The sequence below is a fragment of the Pseudomonas paracarnis genome (assembly GCF_904063055.1).
Classification (GTDB): Bacteria; Pseudomonadota; Gammaproteobacteria; order Pseudomonadales; family Pseudomonadaceae; genus Aquipseudomonas; species Aquipseudomonas paracarnis.
On sequence record NZ_CAJFCN010000002.1, the window covers coordinates 474,572 to 488,120 of the forward strand.

The following is a 13,549-nucleotide window of genomic DNA, read 5'->3' on the forward strand; positions in this document are numbered from 1 at the left end:
CAATTATCCTCGGATCGCCCAGAAGGCCAGGTTCAAGCCCGGGAACTGCCCGGCGATATGGAAGGCGAAACCGCCGGAATTATTCAGCTGCTGCCAGTGCTCGCTGCCACGGTCCAGCTCGTAGTAGGTGCTGCCAGCGTGGTAAGGCAACTGGCGTGGCGCCACCGGCAACGGCAGCAGGCCGATGCCCGGCAGTTGCAGGTTGACCATGTCGCGGATGTGCTCCACCGAGCCGACCTTGCTCTGCTGGCCGAAACGCGCACGCAGGGTTTCGCCGGGCACATCGGCGCGTACCACGAGGATGAAACTGGCGTTGTCGAGCAGGGTCTTGTCGGCCAACATCGCCACATGGATGCCGTAGGCTTTCTCCACAATGGGGATCGGCGTGGCCTTGCTGTCGATGAGCATCGACAGCGCTTCACGCAGGGCCGCCATTACCGGCATGAAGCTCAGGGCCAGGTCGTCGTGCTGGTACTGCGGGTATTCGTGTGGACGGCGGCTGGAGGTTGAGAAGGTGGAAAACTCACCGGCCAGGCTGACCAGTTCGCTGAAGAAGCGCTCCGGGTGCAACGGGCTCAACTGGCTGAAGTGCTGGATCAGCGGCTGGGCGCGGTTGACCAGTTGCAACAGCATGAAGTCGGCGATCTCAGAGGCACCCCCGGCACCCGAGGCCACCACGCGGCCGGCCAGGGCTTCGCCACGCTGGTGCAACAGGCCCAGCAGTTCGCTGCGAAAGGCCGTCAGCGGCTTGCTTGCGGCCACGTCCAGCACGGGCGGGATGTAAGTGTCATCGAGCACCAACGCACGGTCGGCACGCTTTTCCTTGATGCGTACCAGGCCGATGGCGGCGTAGTCGCTGATGCCGTCCTGCGCCGTCAGCAGGCGCAATGCCCGCGACCCCACCGCAACCGGTGCACGGTTTTCGAACGGGGCGTTGTCGTCGCGCACTTCACGCACCTGGCTCACGTAGCGCGCCGCTTCCAGGGCTTCACCCTCGTCCACCGTGTCACGGGCGCCGGCGCGCTTGAGCGGCAGGGCCAGGTACACCAGGCCGTCGCGCAGGTTGTCGTCGATGTTCAACGGGCTCGGCGCCAGGTCGTCCTGGGGAATATTGAACGGCGTGCCATCGGGCAGCAGGCCGCGGGCCGACACAATCGCCAGCTTGCCCTGGGCCAGCAGGCCCTGGTCGATCAGCAGTTCGGAGAACCCCCAGGCACCCGCTGACAACGGACGGCTGCGGGCATCGATCAGGTTTTCCAGGTAACGGTCATGCTGCTGGAAGTGCTGCGTTCCGATGAACATGCCTTCCGACCAGACCACGCGATTGTTCCAGGACATGGGGGCTCCGATTGCTTGTTATTGGGCTGGGCTGGATGGGGAAGCCACGACGTCGGCGCGCACGGCATGCACGTCGAGGCTGATCTGGTATTCGCTGTATTGGCGCGGCGGCACGTTGATGACCGTGCGCCATTGCGCACGGTCCAACTCGCGGTAGCCCACCAGCAAGCCGATCTGGCGCGTGGACGGGTCGAGATCGCGCTGCAGGCTCAGTTGTTGGCCGGGCTGCACCATCACTTCGTCCTGGTCCAGCAGGTCGAGGCCGAGGGTCGATTGCGCACGGTCCGCCAGGGCGAAGTAATCGGAGCGTGAAAAGGTCGCGGCGTTTTTCAATTCGAAAATGCGCACCCGCACCGGCGCGGCCTGGCCGTTGGCACCGGGGTTAAGCCCGGCAATCGCATGAAAATGCAGCTCAACGGCGGCCGTGTCAGCTTCGGCCTCGGCAGCCGCCTGGGGTTTGGCAGTGTCGTTGGCACACGCCGTCAGCAGCAGCGCGGTGGCGGCTGCGAGTAAAAACCTGGGAATCATCCTGCGTCCTCAATGACGTATTTAGCTATCCGTTTTATCCATTAGTGCGAGGCGTTTTCAGCGTCGCTGTCGTGCACTGTGTTCTTCGTAGGCCCGGCTGAATTCGCGACCGAACAGGTCCTGGAAATCGTCCTGGGCCTCGCGGGAAATGTTGCTGTAGAGCTCGGTGAACTGCTGCCAGTACTGGGCCTGGCGCGAACCGTTGAACAGACTCGAGAGGCCGCCGGGTTTGCCCATGCGCTCCTCCAATTGCGCCGGTTCAAAGCGCGTGAGCAGGTGTTTGATCGCCGCTTCCACGCCAGCCATCACGGCCAACTGGTGGGCGCGCAGGTCGTCGAAACTGTCACGTACGGCGAGGTCCGGCGCCATAAACGCCTGGTTGCCATGACGCAGCAACAGCAGTAACGCTTCATCGGCATTCGGGGCGAATTTCAACGGGTTGTTTTCGGCGGGGCGGATCATCGTCTGCTGCATGCGAAACTCGCCCTTGAGGCTGGCACGGGCGCGCAGTACGTCGATCAGGCCCTCGACCATCAGCCGGTAGCTGCGGCCGATGCTTTCCATCTGCGCGCAAGCGTCGGCTTTGTCCAGGCGCAACTGGTCCAGGCCCGCACCGCGCAGAAAGGCTTGCAGGAGGTCCGGTTGTGGCTCGGCATTGGCCACGGGGAGCGCAACAGGCTCGACCACAGGTGGCGGCGGGATGATCGAGTCTGGGGCGGGCGCAGCATTGACCACGGGCGCGGGCGCGTCGCCGAACAGGTCCCAGTCTTCGGGAATCACCGAGCCTTGCACCAATGGCTTTTCGGGCGCCGGTACGGCCACTGGGGCCGGGGGGCGAAAATCGTGTTGCTCGGACGGCACATGGTCCGCCACGGTGGGCGGCGGCACGGCGGTGGGGCTGAGGAAGTCGAACAGGTCTGGCAAAGTTTCCATGGCCGAGGCGCCCTGGAACTGCGGCGCGATCATCGGCGTGGGCGCAGGTTGGCTCGCCACGGCGCCCATCAGCGCTTCAAAGCTATTGGGTGAGTCACCGGCAAATGGCTGGCTGTCGATGGCCTGCACGTTGAAGTCGATACGCGCCTGGATTTCGTAATCGCCGATGCGGATCAATTCACCGTCTTGCAACGGCTCGCTGTTACCCCGACGCATACGAATACCCGCCTTGACCAACTCCACACCATTGGTGCTGTTATCGGTCAAATAATAACGGCCATCTTTGTATTGAATAACGCAATGTTGCGAAGAGACGAGACGCTCAGGGTCGGGCAATACCCAGTCATTGTCAGAACTGCGGCCAATCGCCATCACGCCCTGATCCATGGACTTTTCGGGGCATTGCCCAGGTGTGATCTTGTGATAACTAGTGATAGTCAAACACAGCGACATCTTGCCTCCTTGCTGATACATCGCGCGCAGTCTACCCAGGAGGCAGCACCGCCCTGGAGAGTCCCGTCCTGTCGTACAAACGACCGCCAAAATCTGCTTTTACCAGCATGATCGCTGATCTTAACTGGCTTCCATGACAAAAATCCGCTCTGGGCGCGCCTTTCGACTCGCCAGTCGCGCAGGTTGTTAAACACCGCACATCTGTCACAGAGGGCGAATAGCTTACCTTGACAAGCCATAAGTACTACACCAAAAATGCACAACTTCTTGAACATCAGTGATGGCGCAGTAGTGGCACGCTGAGTATATGACCAAGAAAACATGCAAAGTTCATTACGCAACTAATGCATGCGTTGCCCGCCATCCAGCGGGCCGATAAGGAGATCGAATTCAGTGGATGTGCCGTTGCTGCTCACCGCCGTTTCCGCGACGTCGCCCTGTGGCGAGGACATGGAATATGACGCGCAATTTCTGCAATTGGAACGTGATGCCAAGGGCCAACCCGAACGCAGCATGGGCGACTCGATCCTGCCCGCTGAGCCGCCCGAGTGGCGCAGCATCCAGCAGCAAAGCCTCGACCTGTTGCAGCGCAGCAAAGACCTGCGCATCACCCACTTTCTGCTGCAAAGCACCCTCGCCCTCCAGGGTGTGGCCGGGCTGGCCGAAGTCCTCACGCTGATCGACGCCTTGCTGCGCCAATACTGGGCCGATCTGCACCCGCGCCTGGATGCCGACGATGACAACGACCCCACCGTGCGCATCAACGCCCTTACCGGCCTGACCTGCGAGACCAATATTCGTCTGCTGCGCGAAAGCATCCTGACGCGCTCGCGCACCTTCGGGCCCGTGACCCTGCGCGCAGCGCTCAACGCCAGCGGCCTGCAGAGTTTTGCCGATGAGCAGTTGGGCAACCAGCAACTCAACGCCGCGTTCCTGGACAGCGACCCCGAACAACTGCAAGCCACCCGTGACGCCTTGAGCGCGGCGCGTGCGGCGTGCGAGGCCATTGAGCAACAGGTCAATGACCAAGTCGGTTCCGCCCAGGGCGTGGACCTCAGCGCCTTGAAGCAGCCGCTCAAACAGGCCCTGCAACTACTCAACCAAGCGGTGCCAGGCACCGACAGCAGCAGCGATCCCGAGGCCGTCAGTGAAGACAATGCCCCCTCGGTCGATAACGCCGCCGCGCCCGCAGCTCCTCGCCCTTCTGGCGACATCGCCACCCGCGACGATGTGCTGCGCAGCCTCGACAAGATCCTTGCGTACTACACCCGCCACGAGCCTTCGAGCCCGCTGCCGGTGCTGTTGAACCGAGCCAAGAATCTGGTACATGCCGACTTTGCGGCCATCGTGCGCAATCTGATTCCCGATGGCATGTCCCAATTTGAAAACCTGCGCGGCCCCGAAAGCGAGTAAGCCGCCGGACCGTGCAGTAACAACACCGTCGCTCAAGCGACCAGGAGCAGCAACGTGGCGAAGCAAAGTTCTCAGAAATTCATCGCGCGCAACCGTGCGCCTCGAGTGCAGATCGAGTACGACGTCGAGCTTTACGGCGCCGAGAAAAAGGTCCAGCTGCCCTTCGTGATGGGCGTGATGGCCGACCTCGCCGGCAAGCCTGCCGAGCCGCTGGCCCCCGTGGCCGACCGCAAGTTCCTTGAGGTGGACGTCGACAACTTCGACTCACGCCTCAAGGCCATGCAGCCACGCGTCGCGTTCCACGTACCCAATGAGCTGACAGGCGAAGGCAACCTGAGCCTGGACATCACCTTCGAAAGCATGGACGACTTCAGCCCGGCCGCCGTGGCCCGCAAGGTCGACTCCCTGAATCAGCTGCTCGAAGCCCGCACCCAATTGGCCAACCTGCTGACCTACATGGACGGCAAGACTGGCGCTGAAGAAATCATCATGAAGGCGATCAAGGACCCGGCATTGCTTCAGGCACTTGCCAGCGCGCCCAAGCCTGCAGGGGAGCAGTAATCATGACGGACAATACCGCCCGCGAAGGCAGCCAGATCCTGGGTACCACCGAAGAAGCCAGCGAGTTCGCGAACCTGCTGCTGCAAGAATTCAAACCCAAGACCGAGCGTGCCCGCGAAGCCGTTGAAACCGCGGTGCGCACCCTGGCTGAACAGGCCCTGGCGCAAACCGACCTGGTGTCCAACGACGCGATCAAGTCGATCGAATCGATCATCGCCGCCATCGACGCCAAGCTCACCGCCCAGGTCAACCAGATCATCCACCACCAGGATTTCCAACAACTGGAAAGCGCCTGGCGTGGCCTGCATTACCTGGTCAATAACACCGAGAGCGATGAGCAACTGAAGATTCGCGTGCTCAACATCTCCAAGCCAGACCTGCACAAGACCCTGAAGAAATTCAAGGGCACCGCGTGGGACCAGAGCCCGATCTTCAAGAAGATGTACGAAGAAGAATACGGCCAGTTCGGTGGCGAACCTTACGGCTGCCTGGTGGGTGACTACTACTTCGACCAGTCGCCGCCCGACGTGGAACTGCTGGGCGAGCTGTCAAAAGTCTGCGCCGCCATGCACTCGCCTTTCATCGCTGCGGCCTCGCCGACCGTGATGGGCATGGGTTCGTGGCAGGAACTGTCGAACCCACGCGACCTGACCAAGATCTTCACCACCCCGGAATACGCCGGCTGGCGCTCGCTGCGTGAATCGGAAGACTCGCGCTACATCGGCCTGACCATGCCGCGCTTCCTGGCACGCCTGCCGTACGGCGCCAAGACCGACCCGGTAGAAGCCTTCGCCTTCGAAGAAAACACCGACGGCGCCGACAGCTCCAAGTACACCTGGGCCAACGCCGCCTACGCCATGGCAGTGAACATCAACCGTTCGTTCAAGCACTACGGCTGGTGCTCGCGCATCCGCGGTATCGAGTCTGGTGGTGAAGTGGAAAACCTGCCGGCCCACACGTTCCCTACCGATGACGGTGGCGTGGACATGAAGTGCCCGACCGAAATCGCCATCAGTGACCGCCGTGAAGCGGAACTGGCGAAGAACGGTTTCATGCCGCTGCTGCACAAGAAAAACACCGACTTCGCCGCGTTCATTGGCGCCCAGTCGCTGCAAAAGCCTGCCGAATACGACGACCCGGACGCCACCGCCAACGCCAACCTGGCCGCACGCCTGCCGTACCTGTTCGCCACCTGCCGTTTCGCCCACTACTTGAAGTGCATCGTGCGCGACAAGGTCGGCTCCTTCAAAGAGAAGGACGAAATGCAGCGCTGGTTGCAGGACTGGATCCTCAACTACGTCGACGGCGACCCGGCGCACTCCACCGAAACCACCAAGGCCCAGCACCCGTTGGCGGCGGCCGAAGTGATCGTGGAAGAAGTCGAAGGCAACCCGGGGTATTACAACTCCAAGTTCTACCTGCGCCCGCACTATCAGCTTGAAGGGCTGACGGTGTCGTTGCGCCTGGTATCGAAACTGCCTTCGGCAAAAAGCGCATAAGTAACGATTGAGCTAGCTCGTTCCCACGCTCCGCGTGGGAATGCCGCCCGGGACGCTCTGCGTCCCGGTGACGCGTAGCGTCACAGGATGCGTTACCACGCAGAGCGTGGGAACGATCACCCAATCAAGTGGCATGGGCCACACAGGGAGAAAACATGGCTGTTGATATTTTCATCAAGATCGGCGACATCAAGGGCGAGTCCATGGACAAGGCCCACAAGGACGAAATCGATGTGTTGAACTGGAGCTGGGGCATGTCCCAGTCCGGCAACATGCACGTCGGCGGTGGCGGTGGTGCGGGCAAGGTGAATATCCAGGACCTGTCGCTGACCAAGTACGTCGACAAGGCTTCGCCCAACCTGATGATGCACTGCGCCAGCGGCAAGCACATCGACAAGGTCAAGCTGACCGTGCGCAAGGCCGGTGGCGAGAGCCAGGTCGAGTACATGGTGATCAACCTGGAAGAAGTGCTGGTCACCTCCTTGAGCACCGGCGGTTCGGGCAGCGATGATCGCCTGACCGAAAACGTCACCCTGAACTTCGCCCAAGTGATGGTCGACTACCAGCCGCAGAAAGCCGACGGCACCAAAGACGGCGGCGCCATCAAGTTTGGCTGGAACATCCGTTCCAACACCAAACGCTGATAGCCCTTGTGGCCGTGGCCCGGTGCCACGGCCATTGTGTCCCTCTCGCAACCCGTCCGTGGAGCTGCTTTGGTGGTAACTGAAATCGCTTCCCGCGACCGTCTGCAACCGTCCCTGCTGGACCGGTTGACCGACGACGACCCGACCAACCCCAAGGAAAGCGCCGACAAACGCGTGCTGTCCCTGACCCAATTGAAGGCCTCGGTGCTGCGTGACCTGGCGTGGTTGCTTAACACCACCTCGTTACTCGATACCGATGCCACGCTGCACACCCCGGCCGGCACTTCGGTGGTCAATTACGGCCTGCCAGCACTGGCGGGCAACAGCGCGTCGAGCGTCGATATCAAAGCCCTGGAAGCCTTGATTTACCAGGCCATCGCCACTTTCGAGCCGCGTATTTTGCGCCACACATTGCGGGTCAAGGCGCGCATGGGCCATGGCGAGATGAATCACAACGCTCTGAGTTTCGAGATTGAAGGCGACCTGTGGGCACAGCCGGTGCCGTTACGTTTGCTGTTGCAGACCGACGTGGACCTGGAGTCCGGCCATGTGCGCGTGCTCAATGCCGACCAGCGGAGACGCCCATGAACCCGCGCCTGCTGGAGCTGTACAACCAGGAATTGCACCACGTGCGCGAAAGCGCCGCCGAGTTCGCCAAGGAATACCCGAAGATCGCCAGTCGGCTGACCCTGTCCGGCATGGACTGCGCCGACCCGTACGTCGAACGTTTGCTTGAAGGCTTCGCCTATCTCACGGCCCGCGTGCAGCTCAAGCTCGACGCCGAGTACCCGACCTTCACCCACAACTTGCTGGAAATCGCCTACCCGCACTACTTGGCACCGACGCCGTCGATGACCGTAGTGCAATTGCAGACCGACCCCGATGAAGGCTCCCTGGCCGGCGGTTTCCCGCTGCCCCGGGACACGGTGCTGCGTGCCGCCCTGGGCCGTGAAACCCAGACCTGCTGCGAGTACCGCACCGCGCACCCGGTGACGCTGTGGCCGTTGCAGGTCAGCAACGCCGAATATTTCGGCAACCCCGCCGCCGTGCTCGGACGCCTGGCCGCCAGCGAACCGAAAGCCAAGGCCGGCCTGCGCCTGACCCTGCGCACCGGTGCCGAGCTGCCGTTCAACAGCCTCGACCTGGATACCTTGCCGCTGTACCTGAGCGGCGCTGATGAACAACCGTTTCGCCTCTACGAACAACTGCTGGGCAATGCCTGCGCGGTGTTTGCGCGCCAGCCCGGTGGCGATTGGGTCGAGCGCCTGCCCCAGGGCGCGTTGCGCTCGCGGGGGTTCGATGATGCCGATGCGGCCATGCCGGTGGTGGCGCGGGCGTTCCAGGGCTATCGCCTGTTGCAGGAGTACTTCGCCCTGCCCCATCGCTTCCTGTTCGTTGAGTTCGCCGAGTTGAGACGCGCGGTCAAGCGGTGTGACGGCCAGGAGCTGGAACTGATCGTGTTGTTCGACCGCCACGAACCGAGCCTGGAAGGCAGTGTCGGCGCGGCGCAGTTCTTGCCGTTCTGCACGCCCGCCATCAACCTGTTCCCCAAGCGCGTGGACCGCATCCACTTGTCCGACCGGGTCAATGAACACCATGTGATCGCCGACCGTACGCGGCCGATGGATTTCGAGATTCACTCCTTGAGCGGCATTACCGGCCATGGCACCGGACCGGAGCAGCCGTTCTTGCCGTTCTACGCAGTGCGCGATCCGTCGCGCTATGGCCGCGACCAGGCGTATTACAGCGTGCGCCGCGAGCCACGGGTGCTGTCCAGCGACCAACGCCGCAATGGCCCACGCTCCACTTATGTGGGCAGTGAAACCTTCGTCAGCCTGGTGGACAGCCGCCAGGCGCCGTATCGCCATGACCTGCGCCAACTGGGCGTGACGGCGCTGTGCACCAACCGGGACCTGCCGCTGTTCATGAGCGTGGGCAACGGCAAGACCGACTTCACCCTGGCCGACAGCGCGCCGGTACTGGCCGTGCGATGCGTCGCCGGGCCAAGCCGCCCGCGTGCCAGCCACGCACATGACGCCAAGGCCTGGCGCCTGATCAGCCAGTTGTCGCTCAACTACCTCTCCTTGAGCGAACAGGGCCAGGGCGCCGGCGCCTTGCGCGAATTGCTGCGCCTGTACGGCGACAGCAATGACGCCGCCCTGCAATTGCAGATCGAAGGCCTGCGCGAAGTCAGCAGCAAGGCGGTGACCCGACGCCTGCCGATGCCTGGCCCGATTGTGTTTGGCCGCGGCCTGGAAATCACCCTGGAGTTCGATGAAAACGCGTTTCGCGGCACCGGCGTGTTCCTGCTCGGTGCAGTGCTGGAGCGCTTCCTGGCACGCTACGTGTCGATCAACAGCTTTACCGAGACGGTGATCCGTACCACCGAACGCGGCGAGATCATGCGATGGAAAGCCAAGCCCGGACGGCGTCCGACCCTGTGAGAACCCTGGATGCGATGCACCAGGAGCCCTGGGAATATGACTTCTTCCAGGCATTGCGGCGCATCGAGTGCGAAACGCCCGAGCTGCCACGCCTGGGCCATTCCCTGCGCCTGGCCGATGATCCGCTGCGCCTGGGGCAGCAGGCCGATTGCATCTTCGCACCCGCCACCCTCGCCTCGGTCGCCCCCGGTGGCGACGGCAAGCCGGCGCGGTTGGAGCAGTTCTTCTTCGGCCTCGGCGGCCCCAACGGGCCGCTGCCGCTGCACATCACCGAGTACGTGCGCGAGCGCCAACGCAACAACGCCGACAGCACCAGCAAGCAGTTCCTGGATGTGTTCCACCATCGCTTGTTGACCCTGTTCTATCGGGCCTGGGCCGAGGCGCGGCCAACGGTCAGCCATGACCGCCCGGACGATGACTACTGGTCCGCCCGCCTCGCCGCCCTGAGTGGCCGCGGGATGCCGAGCCTGCTCAATCAAGGGCTGATCCCCGATACCGCGAAGCTGCATTACAGCGGCCATCTGTCGGCGCAAACCCGTTACCCGGATGGCTTGAAAGCGATCCTCAGCGAGTACTTCGGCCTGCCGGTAGAGATCGAGGAATACGTCGGCCAATGGCTGGAACTGCCCGAACGCAGCCGCGTGGGGGTCAGCGCCAACCAGTTGGGCGTGGACTTCTGCCTGGGCAGCCACGTATGGGACCGCCAGCACAAATTCCGCATCCGCCTGGGCCCGCTCACGCTGGATAACTACATGGGCATGCTGCCCGGCCAACAGCCGTTCAACGAGCTGGTGGCGTGGGTGGCCGAGTACCTGGGCCATGAATTGGACTGGGACTTGAACCTGGTTTTGCAACAACCCGAAGTACCGGCGCTGCAACTCAACGGCCAGTTCCGCCTGGGCTTCAACACCTGGCTCGGCCAACCTGCGCATGACGCCAACGACCTAATCCTGGCCCGGCATTACGCCGACCACGCCACCACCTCAAGGAATCCAGAGCATGGGTGAAATCAGTCGCGCCGCACTGTTCGGCAAACTCAACAGCGTGGCCTACAAAGCCATCGAAGCCGCCACCGTGTTCTGCAAATTACGGGGCAATCCGTATGTGGAACTGGCCCACTGGTTTCACCAGTTGCTGCAACTGCAGGACTCGGACCTGCACCGCATCATCCGTCAGTTCAACGTGGAGCCGGCGCGCCTGGCCCGCGACCTCACCGAAGCCCTGGATCGCCTGCCGCGTGGCTCGACGTCGATCACCGACCTGTCCTCCCATGTGGAAGAAGCCGTGGAACGCGGCTGGGTGTATGGCAGCCTGATGTTCGGTGAAAGCCAGGTTCGCACCGGTTATCTGGTGCTGGGCATCTTGAAGACACCGAGCCTGCGCCATGCGCTGCTGGGCCTGTCCGGCGAGTTCGACAAGATCAAGGCCGAGGCCTTGAGCGAGCGCTTTGACGAATACGTCGGTGACTCGCCGGAAAATGCCTTGAGCGCCAGCGACGGTTTCAATGCCGGTGTGCCAGGCGAGGCCAGCGGTGCCATGGCGCCCAGCGCGCTGGGCAAGCAGGAAGCGCTCAAGCGTTTCACTGTGGACCTGACCGAACAGGCCCGCAGCGGCAAGCTCGACCCAATCGTGGGCCGTGACGAGGAGATTCGCCAACTGGTGGACATCCTCATGCGTCGGCGCCAGAACAACCCGATCCTCACCGGTGAAGCCGGGGTGGGCAAGACCGCCGTGGTCGAAGGTTTCGCCCTGCGCATCGTCGCCGGTGACGTGCCGCCCGCCTTGAAAGACGTGGAGCTGCGCAGCCTCGACGTGGGCTTGCTGCAAGCCGGCGCCAGCATGAAAGGCGAGTTCGAACAGCGCCTGCGCCAGGTCATCGAAGACGTGCAGGCCTCGCCCAAGCCGATCATCCTGTTTATCGACGAAGCCCATACCCTGGTGGGTGCCGGTGGCGCTGCCGGCACCGGTGACGCAGCCAACCTGCTCAAGCCTGCCCTGGCCCGTGGCACCTTGCGTACCGTGGCTGCCACCACCTGGGCCGAGTACAAAAAGCACATCGAGAAAGACCCGGCCCTGACCCGCCGCTTCCAAGTGGTACAGGTTGCCGAACCGTCGGAAGACAAGGCCCTGCTGATGATGCGCGGCGTGGCTTCCACCATGGAAAAACACCATCAGGTGCAGATCCTCGACGAAGCTCTGGAAGCCTCAGTGAAGCTCTCCCACCGCTACATTCCGGCGCGCCAGTTGCCGGACAAATCCGTGAGCCTGCTCGACACCGCCTGCGCCCGCGTCGCCATCAGCTTGCACGCGGTACCCGCGGAAGTGGACGACAGCCGTCGGCGTATCGAGGCCCTGGAAACCGAGTTGCAAATCATCGCCCGTGAGCATGCGATCGGCATTGCCATTGGTGCGCGTCAAACCAATAGCGAAGCGCTGCTGACCGCCGAGCGTGAGCGTCTGGCCACGCTGGAAAGCCGCTGGGCTGAAGAGAAAGCCTTGGTGGATGAACTGCTCGCCACCCGGGCAACCTTGCGCGAGAAAGCCGGTGTGGTGGACAGCGGCAACGATGAGTTGCGTGCGCAATTGGTCGACCTGCAACAGCGCCTCACCGCCCTGCAAGGCGAAACCCCGTTGATCCTGCCGACCGTGGATTATCAGGCCGTGGCCTCGGTGGTCGCCGACTGGACCGGCATCCCGGTGGGCCGCATGGCGCGCAATGAGCTGGAGACTGTGCTCAACCTCGACCAGCACCTGAAGAAACGCATCATCGGCCAGAACCATGCCCTGCAGATGATCGCCAAGCGCATCCAGACCTCCCGCGCCGGCCTCGACAACCCGAGCAAGCCGATTGGCGTGTTCATGCTGGCCGGCACCTCGGGTGTGGGCAAGACCGAAACCGCCCTGGCCCTGGCCGAAGCCATGTATGGCGGTGAGCAGAACGTCATCACCATCAACATGAGCGAGTTCCAGGAAGCCCACACCGTGTCCACGCTCAAGGGCGCACCTCCGGGCTATATCGGCTACGGCGAAGGCGGTGTGCTGACCGAAGCGGTACGGCGCAAACCCTACAGCGTGGTGCTGCTCGATGAGGTGGAGAAAGCTCACCCGGACGTGCACGAGATTTTCTTCCAGGTGTTCGACAAGGGCGTGATGGAGGACGGCGAGGGCCGGGTGATCGACTTCAAGAACACCCTGATCCTGCTGACCACCAATGCCGGGACAGAGCTGATATCACAGGTGTGCAAAGACCCGGCGAACATCCCCGAGCCCGAGGAAATCGCCAAGGCCCTGCGCCAGCCACTGCTGGAGATTTTCCCGCCGGCCTTGCTCGGTCGCCTGGTGACCATCCCTTACTACCCGCTGAGCGACGAGATGCTCAAAGCGATCACGCGCCTGCAACTGAACCGAATCAAGAAGCGCGTGGAGAACACCCATAAAGTCGCGTTCGAGTATGACGACGCAGTGGTCGACCTGATCGTCTCGCGCTGCACCGAGACCGAAAGCGGCGGGCGCATGATCGACACCATCCTGACCAACAGCCTGCTGCCGGACATGAGCCGCGAGTTCCTCACGCGCATGTTGGAAGGCAAGGCACTGGCGGGGGTGCGGATCAGTAGTCGGGATAATGAACTGCACTACGACTTCAGCGACACCGAATAACTATTGTTGGAATACGGTCAGTGTGGGAGCTGGCTTGCCTGCGATAGCGGTCTGACATTCAGCATTGATGTTGACT

At 62.6% G+C, this 13,549-nt stretch carries 11 protein-coding genes; 8 read left to right on the forward strand and 3 right to left on the reverse strand.

Annotated elements, in window-relative coordinates; translation table 11 throughout:
* Nucleotides 1–3: 3 nt before the first annotated feature.
* From tssK to tagH, 3 genes are read right to left on the reverse strand one after another with little or no spacing between them, the layout of a single operon-like run.
* Nucleotides 4–1,338, reverse strand: a complete 1,335-nt coding sequence (tssK, locus tag JMV15_RS06820; protein WP_019818126.1) for a type VI secretion system baseplate subunit TssK — start codon at nt 1,336–1,338, stop codon at nt 4–6.
* 18 nt (nt 1,339–1,356) lie between these two features.
* Nucleotides 1,357–1,866 carry a type VI secretion system lipoprotein TssJ gene (gene tssJ, locus JMV15_RS06825; RefSeq protein WP_019818127.1) on the reverse strand — a complete coding sequence of 170 codons (510 nt, stop codon included), beginning with the start codon at nt 1,864–1,866 and terminating at the stop codon, nt 1,357–1,359.
* Between the two features lie 57 nt (nt 1,867–1,923).
* Nucleotides 1,924–3,252 (reverse strand): type VI secretion system-associated FHA domain protein TagH, encoded by a 1,329-nt coding sequence (gene tagH / locus JMV15_RS06830; protein WP_032901887.1) that lies wholly within the window; start codon nt 3,250–3,252, stop codon nt 1,924–1,926.
* Nucleotides 3,253–3,645: 393 nt separating this feature from the next.
* On the opposite strand from tagH, the gene tssA reads away from it, so the two are divergent.
* The 8 genes from tssA to tssH all read left to right on the forward strand — a co-directional run bounded on the left by tssA (nt 3,646) and on the right by tssH (nt 13,473).
* A complete protein-coding gene (gene tssA, locus JMV15_RS06835) occupies nt 3,646–4,665 on the forward strand; it encodes a type VI secretion system protein TssA (RefSeq protein WP_019818129.1) in 1,020 nt (339 codons plus the stop codon).
* A 54-nt stretch (nt 4,666–4,719) separates the two neighbouring features.
* Nucleotides 4,720–5,226 (forward strand): type VI secretion system contractile sheath small subunit, encoded by a 507-nt coding sequence (gene tssB / locus JMV15_RS06840; RefSeq protein ID WP_003195557.1) that lies wholly within the window; start codon nt 4,720–4,722, stop codon nt 5,224–5,226.
* Between the two features lie 2 nt (nt 5,227–5,228).
* Entirely contained in the window at nt 5,229–6,725 is a 1,497-nt protein-coding gene (tssC, locus tag JMV15_RS06845) for a type VI secretion system contractile sheath large subunit (protein ID WP_003195559.1), read from the forward strand.
* A gap of 155 nt (nt 6,726–6,880) precedes the next feature.
* Nucleotides 6,881–7,369, forward strand: a complete 489-nt coding sequence (locus JMV15_RS06850; protein ID WP_003195562.1) for an Hcp family type VI secretion system effector — start codon at nt 6,881–6,883, stop codon at nt 7,367–7,369.
* 72 nt (nt 7,370–7,441) lie between these two features.
* The gene (gene tssE, locus JMV15_RS06855; RefSeq protein ID WP_003195563.1) at nt 7,442–7,957 is read left to right on the forward strand and encodes a type VI secretion system baseplate subunit TssE; all 516 of its coding nucleotides are present in this window, start codon (nt 7,442–7,444) and stop codon (nt 7,955–7,957) included.
* Entirely contained in the window at nt 7,954–9,813 is a 1,860-nt protein-coding gene (tssF, locus tag JMV15_RS06860) for a type VI secretion system baseplate subunit TssF (protein ID WP_020302842.1), read from the forward strand. Before tssE ends, tssF begins: the two co-directional genes overlap by 4 nt.
* Complete coding sequence (gene tssG / locus JMV15_RS06865; RefSeq protein ID WP_038452008.1) at nt 9,777–10,820, forward strand: type VI secretion system baseplate subunit TssG; 1,044 nt, start codon at nt 9,777–9,779, stop codon at nt 10,818–10,820. Before tssF ends, tssG begins: the two co-directional genes overlap by 37 nt.
* Nucleotides 10,813–13,473, forward strand: a complete 2,661-nt coding sequence (tssH, locus tag JMV15_RS06870; protein WP_038452010.1) for a type VI secretion system ATPase TssH — start codon at nt 10,813–10,815, stop codon at nt 13,471–13,473. Before tssG ends, tssH begins: the two co-directional genes overlap by 8 nt.
* The last annotated feature ends 76 nt before the right edge of the window (nt 13,474–13,549 follow it).

Bases quoted from the DNA above. Each gene is read 5' to 3' on its own strand.
- tssK (WP_019818126.1), bottom strand. From the start codon at position 1,338: ATGTCCTGGAACAATCGCGTGGTCTGGTCGGAAGGCATGTTCATCGGA.
- tssJ (WP_019818127.1), bottom strand. From the start codon at position 1,866: ATGATTCCCAGGTTTTTACTCGCAGCCGCCACCGCGCTGCTGCTGACG.
- tagH (WP_032901887.1), bottom strand. From the start codon at position 3,252: ATGTCGCTGTGTTTGACTATCACTAGTTATCACAAGATCACACCTGGG.
- tssC (WP_003195559.1), top strand. From the start codon at position 5,229: ATGACGGACAATACCGCCCGCGAAGGCAGCCAGATCCTGGGTACCACC.
- JMV15_RS06850 (WP_003195562.1), top strand. From the start codon at position 6,881: ATGGCTGTTGATATTTTCATCAAGATCGGCGACATCAAGGGCGAGTCC.
- tssF (WP_020302842.1), top strand. From the start codon at position 7,954: ATGAACCCGCGCCTGCTGGAGCTGTACAACCAGGAATTGCACCACGTG.
- tssG (WP_038452008.1), top strand. From the start codon at position 9,777: ATGGAAAGCCAAGCCCGGACGGCGTCCGACCCTGTGAGAACCCTGGAT.
- tssH (WP_038452010.1), top strand. From the start codon at position 10,813: ATGGGTGAAATCAGTCGCGCCGCACTGTTCGGCAAACTCAACAGCGTG.